The sequence below is a fragment of the Streptomyces sp. NPDC007205 genome, from assembly GCF_040634095.1.
In the GTDB taxonomy this organism is placed as follows: domain Bacteria; phylum Actinomycetota; class Actinomycetes; order Streptomycetales; family Streptomycetaceae; genus Streptomyces.
In genome coordinates this window covers 606211-629542 of the sequence record NZ_JBEYEW010000001.1, presented here as the reverse complement: position 1 = coordinate 629542, position 23332 = coordinate 606211, and the positions used below count along the sequence as shown (strand labels likewise).

Here is a 23332-nt window from a genome sequence, read left to right as displayed (position 1 = left end):
AATGCCGTGCAGGAGAAGAACCGACCGCTTCGGGGGGAGCGGCCGCCACGGGTCCGGGGGCGGCTGGGGAGCCTTGGACGGCGGGAGACGGAACCCGTACGAGTCGGCACTCAACGCGGCTCGCAGACGCGGACAGTAACAGTCCGCCACAACCGCAGCTACAGGCGAATCACACAGGATCGGTTGGTAGATGCTACATAGGACGGCCATTCGGCCTTGAACCTGCGCGTCGCTCACGCGAGCCGGCAACGCCGCCGCGGCACTTGCCACCGTCGAAGCCGCGTCCGTCTGACCCGACGACGGCGTCCTCCTTGACCGACTGGGAGTCGATCACGAGAGGCTCTGTTCCCATGCCGGGCGCTTACCGCGATCACCCGATCGAGACTCTCGTTCGACGTACACCGCTCAAGATCGGAAACACAGCTACTGAGACAGCAGGATCAACGGTGCTGATTCTCCGGACCGCCAGTCGGGTGTCACGGCGGCAAGGGCGTCGGCGAGGGCCGCGCCGTGCAGGAAGGCGGGGCGGTGACCGCCCAGGGTGCGGGCGGTGGCGCCGTCCCAGGTGACCGGGATCAGCCGGGTGCGGCCGGGCGTGGTGCGGATATCCCCGGTCAGCGGAATGCGGGGGAGGGAGGGCAGAGGACGTCCGGTGAGGCCGGCCAGGAGCGGGGCGAGGAGGGTGTGCGCGGCGGTCAGGGCCGCGTACGGATTGCCGGGCAGGCCCACGATCCAGTGCCCGTCGGGGAGTTGCGCCAGAAGCTGGGGGTGTCCGGGGCGGCAGGCGACCCTGTCGACCACCCAGCGGGCGCCCGAGTCGGCCGGCAGCGGCCGAAGTTGGCCGGTGGCACTGACGGACGTGGAGCCGGTCACGACGGTCACGGCCGCGTCGGTGCACGGCATGGAGGGCACGGCGGCGGCCAGGGATCCGGTGGGCCGGTCAGGCACGTGAGCGATGCCGACGGTCTCGCCGCCCAGGACCTCGACGAGAGGCGGCAGGAGCGGGCTGAGTGCGTCGCGTACCTGGCCGGATGCGGGGCGGCCGCTGTGGATCAGCTCCTCACCGGTGATCAGGATTCGCACGCGCGGGCGGGGTCGTACAGGCAGGGTGTCGTAGCCACAGGCCGCGGCCAGGCCCAGCAACGCGGGGCCGATGCGGGTGCCGGCCGGGGCAAGGGAAGAGCCGACCAGGGCGTCCTCGCCGGTGCGTCGGATGTGCTTGCCGTCGGTCGGGGCCGGTCCGCTGACGAGATCGCCGGCCCGTCGCGTCTGTTCCAGCGGGATCACCGCCCGCGCACCAGCCGGGACCGCTGCCCCGGTGGAGATCCCTACCGCCTCCCCCGGCCCCAGCGTCCCGCCCGTCCAGGCAGTGCCCGCGCGTATCGCTCCCCGCAGCCGCCAGGGACCAGGACCGGGGCCGATCGCGTAGCCGTCCATGGCCGCCGTGTCGAAGCCGGGCAGAGGCTGGTGCGTCCGCAGCGCGTCGGCCAGCGTCAGTCCGGCCGCTCGCGCGAGCGGGACGTGCCGGCCGGGCAGGGGCGCGGGGACCGCATGAGCCAGTTCGCGTGCACGCGCCCACGGCACCTCTCGGCACGAGGTGGTCACCGGGTCCGGGTCTGCGACGAGGACGGTCATGCCCCCACCTTCAACCGGAGCCTGCGCCCTCGCCGAACGCGTCGCCGCTGTTCCCGCTCGGGGTCGCGTCCGTCCTTCTGCCCGTTCTGTCCCGCGTCGCCGCCCCCTTTTGCCGGGCCTGTTCCTCCTCGGCGGCGGCTTCCTCCAGGACGTCCATGACCTCCTTGCCGATGCGCAGCCCGGCGGCGTCATGGTGGCCGCGGACGGTCGTGGAGTCCACGCTGACCAGGGACAAGTCCGCCTTCCCCTGGCGGGCGGCCTCGGCGATCAGACCCTCCAGAAGCGCGGTGAAGACACCGGCGTTCCGCCAGACCCGAAAGCGTCCGTAGACGGTGGCCCAGGGCCCGAACTCTCCCGGCATCTCACGCCACTGGGCACCGGACCGGAACCGCCAGATCACCCCATCGAACTGATTACAGATCCGGACCGGCAAGATTGATCACGACATTACGTCGTCCCTAGGCGTGTGCTTCTTGTCGCTCGGCATCGCGGATCGCGCGAGCGGCGTTGATGAGACCGATGTGGCTGAAGGCTTGGGGGAAGTTGCCGAGGGCTTCTGCTGTGGTGGAGTCGGTCTCCTCGGCCAGCAGGCCGAGGTCGTTGGCGTGTGCGAGGGCGGTTTGGAAGGCGTGTCGTGCACGGGTGGTGTGGCCGGTGAGGGCGAGGGCTTGGGCAAGCCAGAAGGTGCACAGCAGGAAGGCGCCTTCTTCTCCCTGTAGTTCGTCGGTGAGGTAGCGGCGGACCAGGCCGTTGTCGTCGGTCAGTTGGGTGGCGATGGCCAGCACGGTGGACTGGATGCGGGGGTCGCGTGGTGGCAGGAAGCCGACGATGGGCAGCATCAGTGCGGAGGCGTCGAGGTCATTAGTGTCGAATGCCTGGGTGAAGGCGCTCAGGTTGGGGTTCCAAGCGCGTTGTTCGATGGCTTGGCGGATCTGATCTCGCTCGTGCTGCCAGTGGGGCAGGCGTTCGTCGGCCTGGAGGGCAGGGGCCATGCTGATGGCGCGGTCCAGGGCCACCCAGCACATCAGTTTCGAGTGGAGGAAGTGTCTGCTGGGCCCACGTCTTTCCCAGATGCCTTGATCCGGTTGGGTCCACCGCTGGGCGGCTGCCTCGGCTGCCTGGAGCAGGAAGGTGCGGGTGGCTGGGTCGAGAGGCTCATCGGGCGGAAGGGTCTGGGCGGCGGCGTCGAGGAGTTCGCCGTAGACGTCGAGTTGGCGTTGGCGCCAGGCGTCGTTGCCGATCCGAACGGGGCCGCTGTTGCGCCAGCCGGTCAGGTGAGGCAGGGGCCGCTCGCTCAGATCACGTTCTCCACCGATGCCGTACATGATCTGCAGATCGGCGCCGCGGTCGAGTTGGGTTGCCGCGGCCCGGGCGAGGAAGCCGAAGAACCGGTTCTTCTCCTTCTCGCAGGCGGCCGTGGCCAGTGCCTGCAGGGTAAAGCTGGCGTCGCGGACCCATGTGTAGCGGTAGTCCCAGTTGCGCATTCCGCCCGTCTTCTCGGGCAGAGAGGTGGTGGCTGCGGCGACGATGGCCCCGGTGGGTGCGAAGGTCAGGGCCCGTAGCACGCGTCCACTGTGGCTGACTTCGTCCTGCCAGGGGCCGACGTAGCCGCGGTGGAGCTTCGACCAGGAGCGCCAGCCTTCGACGGTGTCGGACATGCGACGCCGGATCCGTCCGGTCCGCCAGGCCGCCGACTCCCTCTCCCACGCCGTCCCGACGTGCAGGGCGAATCCGAGGCGGTGCCCCGCCGAGAGCGGGATTCGGCCGTGAGCCGTGGAGCCGCTCATCCGCAGGTCGACGGGGCTCGACAGCAGCAGCACATGGGCGCCCCCGTACGCCGCAAGCCCACCTGGCACGGCCGAGAGGAGTGGGTGGACGAGTCCGAACTCCGGGCGCGGCGCGTAGTCGATCTCGATGTCCACCCGCCCTTCGGTGCAGGTGATCTGCCGCAGCAGCATGCCGGGGGAAGCGGTGCCGAGCGCGTGCCCGCGTTCGCGCCGTCCCAGGGCAAGGGCATCCCGCAGGACCACCGTGCCCCCGGTCGTGCGGAACACCGTCTCCAGAACGAGGGTGTCCTCGATGTAACGGCGGCTGATTTCGACCGGGCCGGTGACAGGACGGATGGACCAGTGGCCGGCGTCCTCGTCGAGGAGCCGGGCGAAGATCGCCGGGCTGTCGAACCGGGGCAGGCACAGCCAGTCCACCGAGCCGTCGGAGGTCACCAGCGCGGCCGAGCGGCAGTCGGACAGCAGCGCGTGGTCACCGATCGGTCGCGCACTCATGCGTCGCAGCCCGTCCACCTCGGGCAGGACGCGACCCGGCCGGGACGACGTGAGCAGTCGCCTGCGCCGCAGGTCTCTCCAGGTGCCTGACGGGTGACATGGATCCCAGCCTCCCTGAACAGCGGATTCACCTCCAGCCAATCAGCACGAGCGGTGGATCGCACGTGCCGGTTGCCGACGGTTGCTCCGACCGAGTGGCACGAGCTGGTGCCGCGCTCGGCGTCCGGTCGGCGCACGTCGTGTCTCCCCGCCGCCGCGTGGCCGGCCCCGCGTCGTCAGCGAGGTCCCGAGGCCGCATCCGGGCGGCCGAGGGCGAGGAAGCGTCGGCGGCCGTATCCCCACTGGTCGGTGACGCTGAGGGCAAGATCGGCGGCGATCCTGTGGAGCGCTCGTCGTCCGAGCCGCGCCCAGGGAAAGAACGGACCGCTCTGACCCTGGAGGTTCTCGAACCGGGCGGTGCACAGCTCTTCGACGTCGTCGGGGTCGGCCTCGACGACGAGGCGCCCGGTGGGGGCGATGAGGCCGCCGCAGCGGCGCAGCAGGCCATGAGGGTCGCCTCCGATGCCGATGTTGCCGTCGATGAGCAGCACCGTCTGCCAGCCTCTCTCGGCCGGCAGCCGGTCGAAGACCGACCGGCACAGTGCGAGCCCGCCCAGAGCGGTGGTCAGGGCGACCGCGCGAGGTGTGATGTCGACCCCGAGGGCGAAGACTCCCCGGCTCAGGAGCGCTCTGCACATGCGGCCCGGGCCGCAGCCGACATCGAGGACGGGGCCGATGCAGCGTTCCAGTACGGTCTTGTCGGCCATCGTGGGCTGCTCGTGCCATCGGTGGACCGGCATCCGGATCCGGCGCCCGTCGGCCAACCGTAGGTACACCGGTTCACTGCCGGGTCTCAGCGCGAGCGCGTAGGGGTCCTCGTCGGCGTCGTACAGCTCGTCCTCGTCCGTTGTCACGAGGCTGCGCCATGCCCTGCGGCGGGTCGGCTCTCGTCGCCGCGGCCGGCCCGGCGTACGCGGCGCAGTCTCATCGCGAAGGCCAGCGCGGAGGCTGCGAAGAGTACGCCGGTGATTGCCAGCCATCGGCCGAGGTAGACGCTGTAGGACAGTCCGGTGGCACCGGGGTAGGGAGCCGCTAGGCGGAAGACAAGGGGGAACCAGACCAGCAGGAGCAGACCGGACAGGAAGGCGGGGACGCGCAGGTAGTTGATCCACGGGAGGGACGGTCGGCCGGCGGCGCGGTGGCGCGGCACGGAGAGGGCCGACAGGTCAGCGAGCGAGTACAGGGGCAGGAGGATGAGGTCGTGGAGGAGCGCCGCACCGACGAACCAGATCGCCACCTCCCAGGGCTGGACTGCGAACAGGCGAACCATGGCGTAGCCGGTCAGGGCGAAAGAGGCGATCAGGACGAGCAGGTGCAGGGGGCCGGAGCCGTACCAGCGGACGAATCGTGCCATGGTCACGCCCTGAAGGTGAGCTGGTGGACCCACTTGGTGTTGTTCACGCCGGGGTTGGCCGGGACGATGATGCGGGCCGGGTAGCCGTGGTCGAGGGAGAGGTCCGCGCCGTTGACGCGGAGGGCGAGTAGCGCTCGGGGGTCGTGGATCTGGTTGCCCCGCAGCACCACCCTGGTGAAGGGACCGGGGGGTTGGATGGACTTGACCATGACGCTTGCGGCGTCGGGCAGTCCGGCCAGGGCGGCGAGGTCGGCCAGCCTGAGTCCGCTCCAGTGCTGGTCTTCGGTGGACCATCCCTCCACGCAGGCGATCGGCAGTGCAGCGGCGTGCTGGGGCATCGCCAGGAGCTGCTCGCGGGTGAAGACCCGCGGTGCTCCGCGTCCGTACACCTCCAGCCGCCAGTCGGGTCCGACGAGAGCGGGGGTTACGCCCACTTTCGCCGCCGTCTTGTTGATCTGGAAGCTGTTCGGCCCGCCGCCCGGATCACGGTTGTGCGGTGCGAGCAGCGCGGTGGCGCGCAGCCGTCCGCCGATGCTCTGTCCGGCGGTCACGACGAGGAGGAGCAGCGATCCCGCTCCGACCATGCCCACCGCGCCGCGGCGGGTCATCGTCGGCGGGGCGGGAGAAGCTGCCACCAGGCCGTCGGGATCGGGTGGTTCGGGCACGGTGTGGGCCAGGTCGGTGCGCAGTTCGGCGCCCAGGCTGCGCGAGCGCAGAGCCCGCGTCATCCGGCCGAGTCTGAGGCACACGTGGACGACGAAGGCGGCGATGAACACCCAGGCGCCGTAGAAGTGCAGGCGGTAGAACGAGCCCGGGAAGACGTAGTAGAGCTGAATGTTGACGATGCCGGTGACGAATTCAAAGATGACGCCGCCGACCAGCATCAGCAGAGACAGCCTCTCCAGGCCGTGGGCGACGGAGCGTACCGGCAGCCATTCGAACAGCTTCGGGATCACCGACCACAACTTGGCCAGCAGCACCGGCACCAGCACCACACCCAGCGTCACATGCACGCCCTGGAGCAGCCGGTACAACCAGTACGGGTGTGTGGGCCAGCTGAAGAGGTAGAAGCCCAGGACACCCTTGTCAGGTGTCTCGTCGTTGAGGGGGCTCAGCCCGGGGTTGTAGGAGGCGTAGGAGAGCAGTCCGGTGATGAACAGCAGCGGAATGCCGATCAGGAGGACCAGGCCGAACACCGATGTCAGCCAAGGCCCGCGGATCGGACTGCGCCAGAATCCAGGACGGAACGGCCCCGGGGGCGGAGGAGTCTGTTCGGCCCGGCGCACGAGGGCCCTGGTACGAACGGCCCCCTTGGTGGCCCGCGCCGCCGCGGCAGCGCGAACGCGCTTGAGGCGCCCCTGCGCGTGGCCCTCGTCCGATCCCCGCCGCTGCGGCCCGCCGGAGCCCGCGGCCGGTGGCCGTCCGTCACTGTCCAACGACTGCCTCCCCTATTCCCAGACCGTCTCTCAGCGTGTGGATCGGACCCCGCCGCTCCGTCAGTGCCTGTCAAATCGTCAGCTACAAACTGGCACCGCTCGGGTCGGCTCTCCGTGCCTGTCGCGCAGGCGGGTGTCTGCTGTCAGCCGAACGGTTGAACCGGCGCTCCGCACGGCTCGACGGGTCGGTCGCACGGTGGCCTCACGATGGTGGGGTGCGACGCCTCAGCGCACGGGGCAGCGCCGCCACCTGGCTCGGCCGCACCGCGCTGACCAGGGAAATGTTCTGGTTCGTCGTGATCGGCGTCGCCTCCACGGTGGCCCAGACCATGCTGTACGGGGTTCTGCGCCAGTGGTCGCCGCCCGTCCTGGCCAATTTCACCTCCCTACTTGTCGTCACCGTCCTCAACACGAGGCCAACCGCCGGCTGACCTTTCACGGGTCCCCAGAAAGCGCTCGACCACGATCGGGGGGAGGGAGTTCAGCTTTCGCGATCCGCGACGCGGGATGATGTGCACGTTGATGGAGTACTCCGTCATCCTCCGTTGCCCGGGCCGCCACTGCTTCGCGTATTCCGCGACCGTCTGCTGCCCGAGTGCACGGCCAGCCGCGGCAACGGAAGACGCTGTCTTCACTCTTCTCCGCGTAGATCTGCGTCAGGCGCTCGATCGCTTCGTCCTGCGTCCCGAAGCCGGCCTCTTCACGCTGTTTTACCGAGAGCATCCCTGAACCGAATCGTGTACGGGTGCGGGCAACGGGTCGGTCTGGAACAACCACACTCGGCGCAGCAGACCCCTGCCACGGGTGCAGGTCAGCAAGCCGGACACCGTCCGGCCCGATGCTGACCTTTTGCTGACCCGGAGGCGGCAGCCAGGGTCCTGACCTGAGGAAACACCCAAACGCTAGATCTTCTATCAACGTCCCCAGCGGACTCCGGCGGCATCGGCAGCCTCTGGTGGCTGGTCCCCGTCGGCGGCGCGGTCCTCGCCGTCTTCACCCGGTGGCAGCACCGGCTCGTCGGCCGCGGCACCCAGCCGCTGCTCGACCCGCGTCTGTTCACCACCGTGCGCGGCTACGCCGTCGGCGCCGGCGTCGGCACCCTGTACTTCATCGGCTTCAGCGGCGTCTGGCTGGTCTTCGCGCTCTTCTACCAGCACGGCCTGGGATTCTCCCCGCTCCGCTCCGGCCTCGCCGTGACCCCCTTCGCCCTCGGCTCGGCGAGCGCGGCCGTGGTCGCCGGCCGGCTGGTGGACCGGTACGGCCGCCTGCTCACCGTGTGCGGTCTCACGGGTGTGATCGTCGGCCTGGGCGGAACCGCGCTGTTGCTCCGCTTCGCGCCGCTCGGCATCGCCCCCTGGGCCGCCGTCCCCGTCCTGTTCCTGGGGGGCATCGGAGGCGGCTTCGTCGTCTCCCCCAACATCACCATGACCCTGCGGGACGTATCGGTGCGCATGGCAGGCGCGGCGGGCGGTGCCCTGCAGACCGGGCAGCGGCTCGGCGCCGCGGTGGGCACCGCCGCTCTGCCCGGCCTCTTCTACCTGGTGCTCGGCAGAAGTAACGACTACCGCGCCGCCCTCGTCACCGCGCTGGGCGCCGCCCTCGTCGGCATGGCGGCGGCGCTGGCACTGGCGGCGTTCGACTGGCAGCGCGACCGGCGGGTCCGCCCGCCGCACCGGAGGTGTCCCGACGCGGTCGCCGACGACCCGGTGCACACCCGGCAGCCCTGACCCCGCCCCCAGGGAAGACACCAGGGTGACGCTCAGTACACGTCCCGCACATAGCGCTTGTCGGCGGCGAGCTGTTTGACGTACGTCGCCGCCTCCGTCTCGTCGAGGCCGCCGTGGAGGGTGGCGATGTCCCGCAGGGCCCGGTCGACGTCCTTGGCCATGCGGGAGGCGTCGCCGCAGACGTAGAAGTGGGCGCCGTCCTGGAGCCAGGACCACAGCAGGGGACCGTGTTCGCGCATCCGGTCCTGGACGTAGACCTTCGCGCGCTGGTCGCGGGAGAAGGCGGTGTCCACGCGGGTGAGCGTGCCCTCGGCCAGGAACCCGGCCAGCTCCTCCTCGTAGTAGAAGTCCGTCGCACGGTGCTGTTCGCCGAAGAACAGCCAGTTCGGGGCCCGGTGGCCGCGGGCGCGGCGTTCCTCCAGGAAGCCGATGAACGGTGCGATGCCCGTGCCGGGACCCACCATCACCGCCGGTGTGGCCGGGTCGGCGGGCGGGCGGAAGTGCGGGGCCCGCTGGACGCGGACCGGTACCGGCGTGCCCGGCTCGGCGTCGGCGAGGAAGGGCGAGCACACGCCCTGGCGGGTGCGGCCGGCCAGGTTCTCGTAGCGGATGACGGAGACGGTCAGCGACACCAGGTGGGGGTCCGTCAGGGGGCTGGACGATATGGAGTACAGGCGGGGTTGCAGGCGGCCCAGCACGTCGGCCCACTCCTGTGCCCCGGCCCGGATGCCGAACTCGGCGACCGCGTCGACGGCCTGGCGTCCCCAGGACCACCGCGCCAGCTCGCCCTTGTTGTCCGGCCGCAGGAGCTTGCGCAGCTCGCGCGGGTCGCGGGCGCGGCCGGCGGCGAAGCGCAGCAGGTCGGGGGTGATGCGGGTGATGTCCAGATGGCGCAGCAGGGCCTCGGCGAAGGGGACTTCTCCGACGTTCTTGACCTGTACGGCCGCGCCCGCGTCCAGGCCGGTGACGGCCAGCCACTCCGTCACCAGCTCCGGCCCGTTCACCGGGTGCACGGCCAGGGCGTCCCCGGCCTCGTAGACAAGCGGTGTGTCGCTGTCGCGGGTGTCGAAGGTGAAGCGCCGGACCTCCTTGCCCGCACCGGGCATGCTGAGCAGGCGGTTGCCGGTGAGGCGGGCGGTGACGGGGGCGGGGCGGTTCGGCCGGGGAGGCGCGGGGGCTGCCGGCGCCGGGGCGAAGGGAGCGGCAGGGGCTGGCTGCTCGGTCGTCTGCAGTGCGGCGAGCACCTGGTCCAGCCAGGCGCCGGCGGCGGTCTCGTAGTCCGGTTCGCAGTCGGTGCGTGGTGTCAGCCGTACCGCGTCCAGCTCCGCCATGCGCCGGTCGAGGCGGCGGCCGTGGCCGCAGAAGTCGTCGTAGGAGGAGTCGCCGAAGGCCAGGACGGCGTACCGCCTGCCCCCCAGTCGCGGGGCCTCGGGCGCGGCGAGGGAGTCCCAGAATCCGGCGCCGTTGTCCGGGGCGTCGCCGTCGCCGAAGGTGCTCGTGATCAGCAGCAGGTCGGCGTCGGACGGCAGCGCGGCGGGGTCCGCCTCCGCCATGGGCAGGAGGGCGGCGGGATGGCCGTCCGCGGTGAGGCGCTCCGCCGCCGTGGTCGCGAACTCCTCCGCGTTCCCGGTCTGGGACGCCCAGAGGATCACGACCTGGCGGCCCGGGGAGTCGGCGGTCGGCTGCGGGGGGCCGCCGGCGGCAGGCGCCGGCTGCGTCCTGGAGTACATCCCGGCCAGTACGCCGTTCACCCACAGGGCGTGCTCCGGGCTGAACGGGGCGTCCGGCGGCAGCACCGGTACGCCTGGGAAGCCGGAGGGGATACCGGCGAGGAAGCCGGTCAGATAGCGGCGTTCGTGTGCGGCCAGGACCGGGGGCGGCGTGGGCTCCAGTCCGAACGGGTCGGAAGCGGACGGGGTGGGAAGGGCGGGGGGAGGCGGTGCCGTGCCCGCTGCGGCCGTCGGGCTCGTGGCCGCCGTGCCCGCCGGGGCCGGAGCCCGCACTGTCACCGGAGTGGCCACCCTGGTCAGCGACACCGCGCACACCTTGAACTCGGGCTGGAACGACAGCGGGTCGACGGCGTCGCTGGTCACCGCGTTGACGCTCAGATACTCGCCGAACAGGTCGTTCCAGTGGAACGGCGCGAAACAGCAGCCCGGCCGCACCCGGTCCGAAACGACCGCCGGCAGCACGGCCCGCCCGCGCCGCGAGGCGACCTCCACCGAGTCCCCTTCGGCGAGGCCGAGTCCGGCCGCGTCCTGGGGGTGCACCTCGACGAAGGGTCCGGGGTTCAGCTTGTTGAGCTTGGCCACCCTGGCCGTCTTGGTCAGGGTGTGCCACTGGTGCTGCACGCGGCCGGTGTTGAGGAGGTACGGGTAGTCGTCGTCGGGCATCTCCACGGGCAGGATGTGCGGGCGGGCGTGGAAGACGGCACGTCCGCTCGCCGTCGGGAAGGTCGGTGAGCCGTCCTCGCCGACGTAGCGGATCGGGTTGCGGTCGGGGCCGTCGGCGCTCGACGCCGGCCACTGCACGGGCGTCCGTCGCAGCCGCTCGTAGCTCACACCGCGCAGGTCCCAGCCGGTCGCCGGGTTCCAGGCACGCTTGATCTCCTCGAAGACCTCCTCGGCGCTGTCGTACGCGAAGCCCTTCTCGTAGCCCATCCGCCGGGCCACGGCGGCGATGATCCGCCAGTCCGCCGTCGCCTCGCCGGGCGGATCGGTGGCCGGCCGGGCCAGGGTGAGGTTGCGCTCGCTGTTGATCAGGACGCCCTCGGTCTCGGTCCACAGGGCGCCGGGCAGGACCACGTCGGCGTACGCGTTGGTCTCCGTCTCCGCGAACACGTCCTGGGTGACGACGAACTCGGCCGCCTCCAGGCCCTCGATGACCGTCTTGCGGTTCGCGACGGAGGCGACCGGGTTGGTGCAGATGATCCAGCACGCCTTGATGTCCCCGTCGGCCATCTTGCGGAACATCTCGACCGTGCCCCTGCCGACGCCGTCGGCGCGCAGGGTGCCCGGTTCCAGCTCCCACAGCTCCTCGACGAAGGCCCGGTCGGCGTCGGCGAGCACGGACCGCTGTCCGGGCAGCCCCGGCCCCATGTAGCCCATCTCCCGGCCGCCCATGGCGTTGGGCTGCCCGGTCAGGGAGAAGGGTCCGCTGCCGGGGCGGCAGAGCGCGCCGGTGGCGAGGTGCAGGTTGACCAGGGCGTTGGTGTTCCAGGTGCCGTGCGTGGACTGGTTCAGGCCCATCGTCCAGCAGCTCGTCCACTCCCCCGCCTCGCCGATCAGCCGGGCCGCCTCGCGGATGTCGTCCTCGGGGACGCCGGTGATCTCGGCGACGGCGGCGGGCGGGTAGTCGGCGAGGAAGGCGGGCATCGCCTCCCAGCCCTCGGTGTGTGCGGCGATGAAGCCGGGGTCGGTGTGGCCGTTCTCGTGCAGCAGGTGCAGCAGCCCGTTCAGCAGGGCCAGGTCCGTGCCGGGCCTGAGCTGCAGGAACAGGTCCGCCTTGTCGGCGGTGGCGGTACGGCGCGGGTCCACGACGATCAGCTTGGCGCCCGCCGATTTCACCCGGTCCATCATCCGCAGGAAGAGAACGGGATGGCAGTCGGCCATGTTCGAGCCGATGACGAAGAAGACATCGGCCTTGTCGAAGTCCTGGTACGAGCCGGGCGGCCCGTCCGCTCCCAGCGACAGCTTGTACCCGGCGCCGGCGCTCGCCATGCACAGCCGGGAGTTCGACTCGATCCGATTGGTGCGTATGAAGCCCTTGGCCAGCTTGTTCGCCAGGTACTGCGCCTCCAGGCTCATCTGTCCGGAGACGTAGAAGGCGACCGCGTCCGGGCCGTGCTCGTCGACGATCGCGCGCAGCCGGCGGGCGGTCTCGGCGACGGCGTCCGCCATGGGCGCCGGCTGCGGCTCCTCGCCTCGGTCCGGCCGGACGAGGGCGGTGGTGAGCCGGCCCGGGGCCGCGAGCATGTCCGCGGTGGTCGCGCCCTTGGTGCACAGCCGGCCGGAGTTCGCCGGGTGCTCCTTGTCCCCCGACGCCTTCAGGACCGTACGCCGGCCGTCCGGTCCCGTGCCGACGTCGAGGACCAGGCCGCAGCCCACTCCGCAGTAGGAGCAGACCGTCCGCACCTTCGTCGTGCCCTCGCTCAGTGAGCCCGGCGCGGCCACGGGCGCCTCCCCTCCGCTGTGCTCCACCTGCTCTGACCTACCGTGACCGTACGAACCGCTCATTACGTGGGTGTCTCCCCGCCTGATCGTCAGGGGTTACGCGCACCGCACAGGGCCGGGCAGGCGGGTGTGAGCACGGGGTTCCGCGCGCGGGTGGTGCTGAAGACAGACGGTGGACCGGGCGTCAGCGCGCCGCGTGTGCGGCGGTGACGGCGTTGTTGACGGTGCCGAAGTCGGCCGCGCCCCGCATCGCGTCGTAGGTGCCCGCGTCCAGCAGTTCGGCGGCCGCGCGCTGGACGGTCCCGTACGCGGTCTGGGCGAGCGCGGTGCCCACACTGACGCGGCGGACGCCGACCGCCTCGAACGCCGTCACCGGCGGCGCGCCCGGACCCGTCATCACATTGACCGGCAAGGGGCTGCGGCGGACCAGTTCGGCCACCGTGTCCAGGTCCACGAGGCCGGGGACGAACAGGCTGTCGGCGCCCGCGTCGGCGTAGGCCTTCGCCCGGGTCAGCACATGCTCCACGCGCTCCTCCGCGGCGCCGATGCCGAACAGGAACACATCCGTGCGCGCGTTGATCCACAGACCGGGCAAGCCCGTCTCCTCGGCGGCGGAACGGGCCGCGCTCAGGCGTACGGCCTGAGCGGACACGTCGTACAGCGGCCCGCCCGGCGCCTGCGAGTCCTCGACATTGACACCGACCGCACCGGCCGCGATCACCGCGCGGACGGTGGCCGCGACATCGTCGGCACCGGGTCCGTAACCGCCCTCGATGTCGGCGCTCACCGGCACGTCGACCGCGTCGGCGATCCGGCGTACGGCCGCGGCCATCTCCTCCCGGGTCAGACCATGGCCGTCGGGCCGGCCGGCCGACCAGGCGACACCCCCGCTGGTCGTGGCGATGGCCCGGGCACCCGCCTGTGCGATGAGCGCGGCGCTCGCGGCGTCCCACGCGTTGGGCAGCACCAGCGCGCGCCCGTCGGAGGCGCTGTGCAGCGCGCGCAGGGCGTCGGCCAGTTCTCGCTGGGCAGTCTCCATGATGAATCCTTTCGGCACTGATGGCTGTCGAGTCGGTTCGGTCAGGCGGTCAACGCGGGGAGTTCCGCCATGGCCAGGTGGGTCGCGGCGAAGGCGCGCCAGGGGCGCCATCCGGCGCCCGCCTCGCCCCCCGGTGTCCGCGCGTCGGCGTGATCCGCGGCAGGGAAGGCGTCGTCGTAGCCCAGGCGCAGCGCGATCCGGTGTGCGGTGTCCTCGGTGACGCCGGGGACGGCCTCCACGGCACGCAGGAAGTCCGCCAGGCAGGAACCTCCGTCGAACAGCGTGTCGTCCCGTGCGGCGGCCCGGGCGAGGGCGGCGAGCGTGTCCGCCGTGGCCTCGGGCAGTCCGGCGCCCTTCAGGTCGGTCGAGGCCACCGTCCGGGCGGACGGGAAGAGGTGCGTCAGGCCGTGGCCGAGGCCGGGAACCGGCTGTCCGGCCGCCGCGACCAGGGCCGCCAGCTGCTCCCGCACCCGCGGCCGTGCGGCGTACTGGCCGAGCACGGCGTCCACGGCGATCTCGAAGGCTCCCCAGGCGCCGGGCACCCGCAGCCCCGGTCGGGTCGCGATCAGCGGGCCGATCAGTGGATCTGCGGCGAGGGCGGACTCCGCCGGGGCGATGTCCGCGGCCACGCCGAAGATCCGGCCGACGCGTTCGACGACATGGATCAGCCCTTCCCAGAACGGCAGATGGGCCCGCAGCAGCAGATGGTCCGCGCCGGCCGCGCGCACCTCCAGCAGCCCGGCCTCGCCGTCCAGGCTGATCGTGCGCCGGTACACACCCTCCTGCACCGACTCCACGCCCGGTACGGCCCGCTCGGCCAGGAACGCCAGCAGTGCCGGCCAGTGCAGGGGCGGTGCGAACGGTAACCGCATCACCAGCCCGCCGTCCGCCACCAGCCGGTCCGCCCGTCGGCGCCGGCCGCGCAGTTCCAGCGGCGCGGCCCGGAACACGGACCGCATGTCCCGGTTGAACTGCCGTACGCTGCCGAATCCGGACGCGAACGCCACATCGGCCGCCGGCAGATCCGTGTCGTCCAGCAGGCGGCGCGCGAAGTGCGCGCGGCGCGAGCGGGCGAGCTGGTCCGGGGTCACCCCGAGGTGCCGGGTGAACAGCCGCCGCAGATGCCGGGGCGACACGGCCAGTCGGGCACCGAGCTCGGCCTCGGTCCCCGTGTCCAGCGCTCCCACGATGATCAACTGCACCGCTCTGCACATCAGTTCGGGGACGTCCGTGGCGATCGGCCCGGCCACCCGGTACGGCCGGCACCGCAGACACGCCCGGAAGCCGTTCGCCTCGGCCGCCGCCGGGTGCTCGAACGTCCGCACGTTCTCCGCCAACGGCTTTGACCCGCAGCCCGGCCGGCAGTAGATGCCGGTGGTCACCACGGCCGAGTACGTCGTCATGTCCCCTTTGTAGACGATCAGTTGGCCCCGGCGCTGGCCAGATTCGGACATGATCGTGAGCACCGGGCGGGCCGGCCCGGCGGTCCTGGTGTCGTCCGGGGTGTGTCCCGCCGCGAAATCCGTTGTGAGCGGTGCCCGGGCGCCTCTAGCGTGGCGCGATGACGACTCAGGTGATCGTGCTCAACGGTGGTTCCAGCTCGGGGAAGTCGGGGATCGCCCGGTGCCTGCAGGCCGTGCTGCCGGACCCGTGGCTGGCTCTCGGGACAGACACACTGGTCGATGCGATGCCGGCCGTCCTGCACACATCGGCCGACGGGATCGCGTTCGCTCCGGACGGCGAGGTGAGCGTCGGGCCGGAGTTCCGGACGCTGGAAGCGGCTTGGATCGAGGGGGTCGCCGCGATGGCCCGTGCGGGCGCCCGGGTCATCGTCGACGAGGTCTTCCTCGGCGGGGCGTACTCACAGCAGCGATGGCGCAAAGCCCTCGGTGACCTGCGGGTGCTGTGGGTCGGTGTCAGGTGCGACGCCGCGGTGGCCGCAGGCCGTGAGGTCGCCCGAGGTGATCGGACCACCGGCATGGCCGCCTCCCAGGCGGAAGTGGTCCATCGGGGCGTGACCTACGACCTGGAAGTGGACACCACACGGACGGAGTCGATGGAGTGCGCGCGGACCATCGCCGCACATGTCGGCTCCGGCACCGGCTGAGTGGGTGAGGGCAGACCGCTGGTGTCAGCTGGTGACCATGCTCGCGACCAGGTTGAGGGTGGTGGCCAGGATGCCGGTGCCGAACAGGTAGGACAGCAGTGTGTGCCGCAGCACGATCGCGCGGATCATCGGGCTGGAGACGGCGGTGTCGGAGACCTGGTAGGTCATGCCGAGGTTGTAGCTGAAGTAGAGGAAGTCCCGGTAGGCGGGCGGCTGGTCGTTGTTGAAGTCGATCCCGCCGACGGACGCGTCGTAGTAGAGGCGGGCGTAGCGGGTGGCGTACATCAGATGCAGTGCCGCCCATGCCAGGAACACACCGGCGAGCGCGGTCGGGGCAGCGGCATGACCGGCTCCGGCCTTGTTCAGGAGGAGCAGCAGCACGATCCCGACCAGCCCGCACAGCGAGGCGGCCACCACCACCAGCTCTTCCACGACGGGCCGCAGCTCTTCACGCCGGGCGTTGCGGTGGGTCGCGGCGGCGTCCATCGGCCAGAGCACCAGCCAGCCCGACACGACGAAGACGGCTTCCGTCGCCGCGGTGCCGGCGAGGATCCCCAGCGATGGGCGCGTCACCACACCGACGGTCGCACCGACTGCCGCTCCGACGACCATCGCGCCGGCCAGCCTGGGAACCGCGGACAGCGGCAGCCACTTGCTCATGCAACACAAGATAACGGCGTCAGAATGGGCTCATGACCACCGTCCTGGCCTTTCACGCCCACCCGGACGACGAGGTGCTCCTGACGGGCGGCACGCTCGCGCGCGCCGCGGCCGAGGGGAACCGCGTGGTGATCGTGGTCGCCACGGACGGCCTCATGGACGCCGCACCGGCCGGCGAAACGCCACGTCTGGCCGAACTCCGGGCCGCCGCTGCCGCGTTGGGCGTGCAGCGCGTGGTGCACCCGGGGTACGCGGACAGCGGCCACGGCGCGATCCTGTATCCCTATCCGCCGGACCGGGCACGCTTCGTGCGGGCGGACACGGAGGAGGCGACCATGCCGCGCGACGGGGTGGCACGCCTGGTGAAGCTGGTGCGCCTGCTGAGGATCCCTCTGCGGTTCGACCCGGACGCGGTGCGCACCTGCTACACCCCGCGCGCGGCCGTCACCCACACCGTCGATGTCCGACGCTTCGCCGCGCGGAAGCAGGCAGCTCTGGCCGCCCACCGTTCACAGGTCTCGGGCACGGGTCGGCTTGCCGCCGTGATGAGGGTGCCGGTGCGTCTGCCGGTCCCCGTCTTCGGTCGGCTGCTCGGCCGGGAATGGTTCGTGGAGGCCCGCGCGGCGACTTCGTACGATGCCGTCGCGGGCCTCTTCCGCCCCACCTCGTAGCGTCGGCTGCGGGCGCTTCTACATCCGTTCCGGTGCCGAGACGCCGAGCAGCCGCAGCCCGTTGCACAGGACCAGCCTGCTCGCATCCGTCAGCCACAGCCGGGCCCGGGTCCGGTCGTCCGGGGCCTCGCCGGCCCGCGGCAGGACCCGGCAGGCGTCGTAGAAACGGTGGTACGTCCCCGCCAGCGCCTCCAGGTAGTACGCCACCCGGTGTGGCTCGCGCAGGGTGGCCGCGGTGGCCACGACCTGCGGGAACTCCGCCAGCGTGGCCAGCAGGTCGGCCTCCCGTCCATGGCTGAGCAGAGCCGGGTCGAAGTCCTCCGGGCCGCCCTTGCCGAGGCCGGCTTCCTTCGCCTTGCGCAGGACGGAGCACAGCCGGGTGTGTGCGTACTGGACGTAATAGACCGGGTTGTCGTTCGACTGGCGGGTCAGCAGGTCGATGTCGAGGTCGATCACCGCGTCCACGCTGGCCCGCGCCAGCGCGTACCGGGCGGCGTCGACGCCGACCGCCTCGGTCAGGTCGTCGAGGGTGAGGACCGTACCCGCCCGTTTGCTCATCCGGACCGGTGTGCCGTCCTTGACGAGATTGACCAGTTGGCCGATCAGGATCTCCAGATGCCGGTCCGGATCGTCGCCGAAACAGGCCGCCATGGCCCGCATCCGGCCCACATAGCCGGCGTGGTCGGCACCGAGCATGATGACCACCCGTTCGAACCCCCGGGACCGCTTGTTCAGGTAGTACGCGCAGTCCGCGGTGAAGTACGTCCAGGAACCGTCGCGCTTGACCAGGACCCGGTCCTTGTCGTCGCCGAAGTCCGTGGTGCGCAGCCAGACCGCGCCCTCCTGCTCGAAGACGTGGCCGCCGTCGCGCAGTCGCCTGACGGCGGCGTCCAGGTCCCCCTGGTCGTGCAGGTCCTTCTCGTTGAAGTAGGTGTCGAAGCGGGTTCCGAACGCGTCGAGCGATGTCCTGATCTCGTCGAACATCAGCTCCGTGCCCACCGCCCGGAACACGGCGAAGGACTCGGTCCCGGGCAGGTCCAGGGCGTCGGGTCGCCGACGCAGCACGGCCGCCGCGATCTCCTCGATGTACGCGCCGCTGTAGCCGTCCTCGGGCACCGGCGAGCCGTGCGCCACGGCGAGCAGGGAGCGGACGAAACGGTCGATCTGCACTCCGGCGTCGTTGAAGTAGTACTCCCGCGACACGTCCGCGCCGGCGGCCTCGAGCAGCCGGGCGAGGACGTCGCCCACGACCGCCCAGCGGGCTCCGCCGATGTGTACCGGCCCGGTGGGATTCGCGGAGACGAACTCCAGATTGAGCCGCAGGCCGACCAGCCGGTCGGAGCGGCCGTAGGCGTCGCCGGCCAGGACGATGTCCCGGGCCAGGGCGCCGATCGCCGCGGTTTCCAGCGTGATGTTCAGAAATCCGGGGCCTGCGACCTCGGCCTTGGCGACTCCGGGGGCCGCGCTCACCAGCGGCGCCAGTACCTCGGCGACGGCGCGGGCGGGCAGGCCCGCGGACTTCGCGAGCTGCAGGGCGACACTGGTGGAGTAGTCGCCGTGACCGCGGTGACGCGGGCGCTCCGCACGGATCTCCTCGGGCACCTGCGCCGAGATGCGTCCGGAATGGATGGCCGTGTGGATGCCGTCGGAGATGACGGCCGCGAGATCTGCTGGAGTCACGTCGCCGACGCTAGCGGAGCCGGTGCCGTACATGACATCGATTTTCGGGGGCGCGACGGCGGTGTGCGGCCGATGCTCACCAGCCGGTGACACGTTCCCAGACGTGCTCGATCGCCGGTGCCGGGTCTGCGCGGCGCGTGCCGTCGACGATGTGGTAGCCGCGGTGCTGGGCCGCGGTGGCGCAGGCGTGGTTCGGCAGGATGCGCAGGCGGGTGCCCACCGGCAGGTGGGGCAGGTCGGCGCCGTCGCGGGCCGTGAGGGTGCCGTGCTCCTGGCTCGCGGCCGTCATGACCAGGCCCGGGATGAGGTGGCCGGAGAGGTCGGCGACCAGGCCGTAGCCCTGGTCCTGTGCCTGCGCGGCGGTCCCGCGGTCGCGCGACATGGCCATCCAGCCGCCGTCGGTCAGGATCCATCCGTACTCGGGGCGGTGACCGATGACGGTCACGACCACCGACAGGGCGATGTCCTCGACCCGGCAGACCCCCAGCCCGGCCATGACCAGGTCGAAGAAGACGTAGTTCCCCGCGCGCAGTTCGGTGACGCCGGTGAGGTCCTCGGCGGCGTGGGCGGTGGGCGTGGAGCCCACGCTGACGATGTGCACGGGCAGGCCGGCCGCGCGCAGCCGTTCCGCGGCGGCGACGGCAGTGTCGCGTTCGTTCCTCGCCGCCAGGCGCTGTTCCTCGGCGGTGTGGGCGAAGTAGGACTCGCCCGCGTGGGTCAGGACGCCGTCCAGGCAGCCCGCGTCGTGCAGGAGGCGGCCGATCTCGGGGAGCGCGGGGTCCTCGGGCCTCAGTCCGCCGCGGTGGCCGTCGCAGTCGATCTCGATCTGGGTGGGCAGCGGGGTGCCCGCCCGGCGGGAGGCCTCGGCGACGAACGTCGCCTGCTCGGGGCTGTCGAGCAGCAGGCGCAGGGTGACGCCGCGGCGCAACAGCGCGACGACGCGCGGAAGTTTGTGGGGGTCGATGCCGACGGCGTACGTGATGTCGGTGTAGCCGCCGTCGGCGAACGCCTCGGCCTCCGCCAGTGTGGAGACCGTCACCGGGCAGGGCGTGCCGGAGTGCAGGAGGGCGGCGACGTCGAGACTCTTGGCTGTCTTCACGTGCGGGCGCAGGGTGACCCCGAGCCCGTCGGCCCGGTCCTTGAGGCGTGCGATGTTGCGCCGCATCGGGTGGATGTCGACGACGGCGAACGGGGTGTCCGGGTCGGCCAGGGTCACTGGGGTGTGCACAGCGGTGTTCACGGTGGGAGTCCAGCCTCTTCGGGTTCGGACGGGCGCGCCGCACGCTCGGTGGTCGTGCAGTGCCGCCCCTACTTCGCGTAGTTGTAGACGGTGGCCCTGGACACGCCCAGCAGGTCCGCGATGTTCTGGGCGGCATCGCGGGAGTCGAAGTAGCCGTCACGCTGCAACTGCCGTACGAGGGCCTTCTTGTCGTCCCGGCTCAGCGACCTGGGGGTCGCGGCGCGCTCCGCGGCATGGGCCTCCACCGCCCGGCGCAGTGCCCGCGTGTTGCGGTCCCGGAGGGTCTCCAGGGCCTGCTCGCGGTGCTCGGTCTCCGTGGCCACCAGGTTGGACAGCGCGAGGGTCACCGGGGACAGGACGGACACGTCCAGGTTCAGGCAGAGGGCCGCGATGTACTGCCCCGTGGCGTTCTTGATGCCGATGGACGTGCTCTTGGCCGGGCGGCCGTCGGGGAACTGGTTGGGGTAGTTCTGGATGACGCTCGGATAGTCGGGGTCCTCGATGCGGGCCAGCCCCAGCTCCGTGGCGGAGTCGCCGACCCGGCGGCCGGAGAGGTTGTTCTCGATCGCCCGGATCGCGTGCCGCGGATCCCGCAGGTCGTGCAGGACGACTTCGCACAGCCCCGGGAACATGCGGCCCAGCGCTACGGCGATCTTCTCCGCCTCGCGGATGAGGTGCTCGTCGGCCTCGGCGGAGGCTGCCGCACCCTGTGCCACCTCGTCCACGGGAAGCCCTCCACCAAGACCTTGGACTGATTGTCCATCTCTGGATGATCAGTCTAGATGAGACTCCGTGTTTGTCCAGCCGCCGGGGCCGTAAGCGGTCGGCGGCCTGCCCGGGGAGCCGGGCAGGCCGCCGATGTCCGGCGGAACCGGGTTACAGGGCGCGTTCCAGGCGGTCCGCCATCAGCTTGACGAAGCGGGCCGGGTCCTTCGGCTGGCCGCCCTCGGCGAGCACCGCCAGGCCGTGCAGGACTTCGGCGGTCTCGGTCAGCTCCGTGCGGTCCTCGCGCTCCTTGTACGCCTGGTTGAGGCCCTTGACCAGCTGGTGGTCCGGGTTGAGCTCCAGGATCCGCTTGGCGCGGGGTACCTCCTGGCCCATGGCGCGGTACATGTTCTCCAGCGCCGGGGTGAGGTCGTTCGCGTCGGAGACCACGCAGGCCGGGGAGACGGTGAGGCGGGAGGACAGGCGCACCTCCTTGATGTCCTCGTTCAGCTGCTCCTTCATCCAGCCGAGCAGTCCGGCGTACTCCTCGCTCTGCTTCTTCCTCTCGCCCTCACCGTCGCCCTCGTCCTCACCCTTGGCGTCGAGGTCGATCTGCCCCTTGGCGACGGACCGCAGCTTCTTTCCCTCGTACTCGCCGACGGCGTCGGCCCACACCTCGTCGACGGGGTCGGTGAGCAGCAGCACCTCGATGCCCCGGTCCCGGAAAGCCTCCATGTGCGGGGAGTTCTCGATGCTCTGCCGGGACTCGCCGGTGAGGTAGTAGATGTCCTCCTGCCCGTCCTTCATCCGCTCCACGTAACCCTTGAGCGTGGTCGGCTCGGTGTCGTGGTGCGTGCTCGCGAAGGACGCGAGGGCGAGGATGGCCTCGCGGTTCTCCGCGTCGGTGACCAGTCCCTCCTTCAGGACGGTGCCGAACTCCCGCCAGAACGTGGCGTACCGCTCCTGGTCCTTGGTCATCATGTCCTTGACCGTGGACAGGAGCTTCTTCGTGAGCCGTCGTCGCATCATCTCGATGTGGCGGTCCTGCTGGAGGATTTCGCGGGACACGTTGAGCGAGAGGTCGGCCGCATCGACGACGCCCTTGACGAAGCGGAGGTACGGCGGCAGCAGCGCCTCGCACTCGTCCATGATCAGCACCCGCCGGACGTAGAGCTGCAGGCCACGTCTGAAGTCCCGGGTGAACAGGTCGTGGGGCGCGTGCTCGGGGAGGAACAGCAGGGCCTGGTACTCGAAGGTGCCCTCCGCCTGCAGCCGGATCGTCTCCAGCGGGTCGCGCCAGTCGTGGGCGATGTGCTTGTACAGCTCGTGGTACTCGTCGTCGGACACCTCGTCGCGCGAGCGCGCCCACAGGGCCTTCATCGAGTTCAGCGTCTCGGGCTCGGGTGTCTCGTCGCCCTGGCCGGAAGAGCTCTCCGGGACCATCCGGATCGGCCAGGTGATGAAGTCCGAGTACCGCTTGACGATCTCCCGGATCTTCCACGGGGAGGTGTAGTCGTGGAGCTGGTTGTCCGGGTCGGCGGGCTTCAGGTGGAGCGTGACCGAGGTGCCCTGCGGCGCGTCGTCGACCGGCTCGAGCGTGTACGTGTCCTCGCCGCGCGATGTCCAGCGGGTGCCCTGGCTCTCGCCGACGCGCCGGGTCACCAGGGTGACTTCGTCGGCCACCATGAAGCCGGAGTAGAAGCCGACGCCGAACTGGCCGATGAGCCCCTCGGCCCCGGCCGCGTCCTTGGCCTCGCGCAGCTCCTGGAGGAACTTCGCGGTGCCGGAGTTGGCGATCGTGCCGATGAGCTGTCCGACCTCGTCGTACGACATCCCGATGCCGTTGTCCCGCACGGTGAGGGTGCGGGCGTCGTTGTCGATGTCGATCTCGATGTGCAGATCGGACACATCGGCGTCCAGCGAGTCGTCCCGCAGCTTCTCGAGACGCAGCTTGTCCAGCGCGTCCGAGGCGTTGGAGACGAGCTCCCGCAGGAAGACATCCTTGTTGGAGTAGACCGAGTGGATCATCAGCTGCAGCAGCTGACGGGCCTCCACCTGAAACTCGAGTGTTTCAGTCGGCATGTTCGCGTGTTCCTCACAGGTGTTATCGCCGGAAACTGCTGCCAGCCACTGTAAAACACCATGTCAGGAGTCTGCGGCGATACGGCATCGGTGGCTGGATCCCGACCCCGCGAGGGGGATGTGCACCGGCTCCCCTTCTACGCCAGGTGCTCGGTCAGCGGCGTAGTTCGATGTGCTGTGCGCGGGGTCGTCACCTCGGCGAGGCGTTCCCTGGCCGCGGGCCGCGGGCCGCGGGAGCAGTTCGGTGGCGCGTGGCCCGCTCCGGATCCGGTGCCGGGCCAGCCGGTCCCTCTCCACAGCGCGCCGCCACACCTCGGGGCACAACACCGCTCCGTCGGGACCGCGGCGTACAGGCGCCGCCGGGCCCGGTCCACCCTCGTCCGCGGCCACTGGTGCCCCGAGTGGCCGGGGGCGGTCAGGACAAGCGCCGGAACCGGTCCGGA

16 protein-coding genes and 2 pseudogenes are annotated in these 23332 nt (G+C 71.1%); 4 read left to right on the top strand and 14 right to left on the bottom strand.

What is annotated here, in order from left to right:
* Positions 1-423: 423 nt before the first annotated feature.
* From ABZ624_RS02810 to ABZ624_RS02785, 6 genes and pseudogenes are all read right to left on the bottom strand, one after another.
* The gene (locus ABZ624_RS02810) at positions 424-1635 is read right to left on the bottom strand and encodes a molybdopterin molybdotransferase MoeA (RefSeq protein ID WP_360081821.1); all 1212 of its coding nucleotides are present in this window, start codon (positions 1633-1635) and stop codon (positions 424-426) included.
* Positions 1636-1643: 8 nt separating this feature from the next.
* Positions 1644-2047, bottom strand: a pseudogene (locus ABZ624_RS02805) (transposase); the annotation flags it as partial.
* Between the two features lie 46 nt (positions 2048-2093).
* A complete protein-coding gene (locus ABZ624_RS02800; protein ID WP_360081819.1) occupies positions 2094-3917 on the bottom strand; it encodes a glycoside hydrolase family 15 protein in 1824 nt (607 codons plus the stop codon).
* A gap of 275 nt (positions 3918-4192) precedes the next feature.
* Positions 4193-4870, bottom strand: a complete 678-nt coding sequence (locus ABZ624_RS02795) for a class I SAM-dependent methyltransferase (RefSeq protein WP_360081817.1) — start codon at positions 4868-4870, stop codon at positions 4193-4195.
* Positions 4867-5370, bottom strand: a complete 504-nt coding sequence (locus tag ABZ624_RS02790; protein ID WP_360082171.1) for a hypothetical protein — start codon at positions 5368-5370, stop codon at positions 4867-4869. The genes ABZ624_RS02795 and ABZ624_RS02790 overlap by 4 nt, the downstream gene beginning before the upstream one ends.
* Positions 5371-5372: 2 nt before the next feature.
* On the bottom strand, positions 5373-6656 hold the full coding sequence (locus ABZ624_RS02785; protein ID WP_360082169.1) for a molybdopterin-dependent oxidoreductase: 1284 nt from the start codon (positions 6654-6656) through the stop codon (positions 5373-5375).
* A gap of 365 nt (positions 6657-7021) precedes the next feature.
* Between ABZ624_RS02785 and ABZ624_RS02780 the strand changes: the two genes are divergently transcribed.
* Together ABZ624_RS02780 and ABZ624_RS02775 are read left to right on the top strand one after the other, a co-directional pair.
* Positions 7022-7237, top strand: a complete 216-nt coding sequence (locus tag ABZ624_RS02780) for a hypothetical protein (RefSeq protein ID WP_360081815.1) — start codon at positions 7022-7024, stop codon at positions 7235-7237.
* 495 nt (positions 7238-7732) lie between these two features.
* A pseudogene (locus tag ABZ624_RS02775) lies at positions 7733-8533 on the top strand (MFS transporter); the annotation flags it as partial.
* 32 nt (positions 8534-8565) lie between these two features.
* Here the strand turns inward: ABZ624_RS02775 and ABZ624_RS02770 are convergent.
* The 3 genes from ABZ624_RS02770 to ABZ624_RS02760 all read right to left on the bottom strand — a co-directional run bounded on the left by ABZ624_RS02770 (position 8566) and on the right by ABZ624_RS02760 (position 15198).
* Complete coding sequence (locus ABZ624_RS02770; protein WP_360081813.1) at positions 8566-12705, bottom strand: bifunctional nitrate reductase/sulfite reductase flavoprotein subunit alpha; 4140 nt, start codon at positions 12703-12705, stop codon at positions 8566-8568.
* A gap of 184 nt (positions 12706-12889) precedes the next feature.
* Positions 12890-13744 carry an isocitrate lyase/phosphoenolpyruvate mutase family protein gene (locus ABZ624_RS02765; RefSeq protein WP_360081811.1) on the bottom strand — a complete coding sequence of 285 codons (855 nt, stop codon included), beginning with the start codon at positions 13742-13744 and terminating at the stop codon, positions 12890-12892.
* Between the two features lie 41 nt (positions 13745-13785).
* On the bottom strand, positions 13786-15198 hold the full coding sequence (locus ABZ624_RS02760; protein ID WP_360081809.1) for an AlkA N-terminal domain-containing protein: 1413 nt from the start codon (positions 15196-15198) through the stop codon (positions 13786-13788).
* A gap of 107 nt (positions 15199-15305) precedes the next feature.
* Here ABZ624_RS02760 and cpt point away from each other — a divergent pair, with 107 nt between their 5' ends.
* A complete protein-coding gene (cpt, locus tag ABZ624_RS02755) occupies positions 15306-15851 on the top strand; it encodes a chloramphenicol phosphotransferase CPT (protein ID WP_360081807.1) in 546 nt (181 codons plus the stop codon).
* 24 nt (positions 15852-15875) lie between these two features.
* On the opposite strand, the gene ABZ624_RS02750 is transcribed toward cpt, so the two are convergent.
* Positions 15876-16511, bottom strand: coding sequence for a DUF1345 domain-containing protein (locus ABZ624_RS02750; RefSeq protein WP_360081805.1), 636 nt, complete (start codon positions 16509-16511; stop codon positions 15876-15878).
* Between the two features lie 32 nt (positions 16512-16543).
* Here ABZ624_RS02750 and ABZ624_RS02745 point away from each other — a divergent pair, with 32 nt between their 5' ends.
* Positions 16544-17182: a PIG-L family deacetylase gene (locus ABZ624_RS02745; protein ID WP_360081803.1), complete on the top strand. Its 639-nt coding sequence runs from the start codon at positions 16544-16546 to the stop codon at positions 17180-17182.
* A gap of 18 nt (positions 17183-17200) precedes the next feature.
* Here the strand turns inward: ABZ624_RS02745 and argS are convergent, their stop codons facing one another.
* The 4 genes from argS to htpG form a co-directional block, all read right to left on the bottom strand.
* The gene (gene argS, locus ABZ624_RS02740; RefSeq protein WP_360081801.1) at positions 17201-18862 is read right to left on the bottom strand and encodes an arginine--tRNA ligase; all 1662 of its coding nucleotides are present in this window, start codon (positions 18860-18862) and stop codon (positions 17201-17203) included.
* Positions 18863-18938: 76 nt separating this feature from the next.
* Positions 18939-20102, bottom strand: a complete 1164-nt coding sequence (locus ABZ624_RS02735; RefSeq protein WP_360081799.1) for a DSD1 family PLP-dependent enzyme — start codon at positions 20100-20102, stop codon at positions 18939-18941.
* A 68-nt stretch (positions 20103-20170) separates the two neighbouring features.
* Positions 20171-20827: a PAS domain-containing protein gene (locus ABZ624_RS02730; RefSeq protein ID WP_360081797.1), complete on the bottom strand. Its 657-nt coding sequence runs from the start codon at positions 20825-20827 to the stop codon at positions 20171-20173.
* Between the two features lie 151 nt (positions 20828-20978).
* Positions 20979-22889, bottom strand: a complete 1911-nt coding sequence (gene htpG, locus ABZ624_RS02725) for a molecular chaperone HtpG (protein ID WP_360081795.1) — start codon at positions 22887-22889, stop codon at positions 20979-20981.
* Between the last annotated feature and the right edge of the window lie 443 nt (positions 22890-23332).

What these genes read in the sequence shown, in the direction of transcription:
- ABZ624_RS02810 (WP_360081821.1), bottom strand. Translation starts at nt 1,635, where the DNA reads ATGACCGTCCTCGTCGCAGACCCGGACCCGGTGACCACCTCGTGCCGA.
- ABZ624_RS02800 (WP_360081819.1), bottom strand. Translation starts at nt 3,917, where the DNA reads ATGAGTGCGCGACCGATCGGTGACCACGCGCTGCTGTCCGACTGCCGC.
- ABZ624_RS02790 (WP_360082171.1), bottom strand. Translation starts at nt 5,370, where the DNA reads ATGGCACGATTCGTCCGCTGGTACGGCTCCGGCCCCCTGCACCTGCTC.
- ABZ624_RS02765 (WP_360081811.1), bottom strand. Translation starts at nt 13,744, where the DNA reads ATGGAGACTGCCCAGCGAGAACTGGCCGACGCCCTGCGCGCGCTGCAC.
- ABZ624_RS02760 (WP_360081809.1), bottom strand. Translation starts at nt 15,198, where the DNA reads ATGTCCGAATCTGGCCAGCGCCGGGGCCAACTGATCGTCTACAAAGGG.
- cpt (WP_360081807.1), top strand. Translation starts at nt 15,306, where the DNA reads ATGACGACTCAGGTGATCGTGCTCAACGGTGGTTCCAGCTCGGGGAAG.
- ABZ624_RS02750 (WP_360081805.1), bottom strand. Translation starts at nt 16,511, where the DNA reads ATGAGCAAGTGGCTGCCGCTGTCCGCGGTTCCCAGGCTGGCCGGCGCG.
- ABZ624_RS02745 (WP_360081803.1), top strand. Translation starts at nt 16,544, where the DNA reads ATGACCACCGTCCTGGCCTTTCACGCCCACCCGGACGACGAGGTGCTC.
- htpG (WP_360081795.1), bottom strand. Translation starts at nt 22,889, where the DNA reads ATGCCGACTGAAACACTCGAGTTTCAGGTGGAGGCCCGTCAGCTGCTG.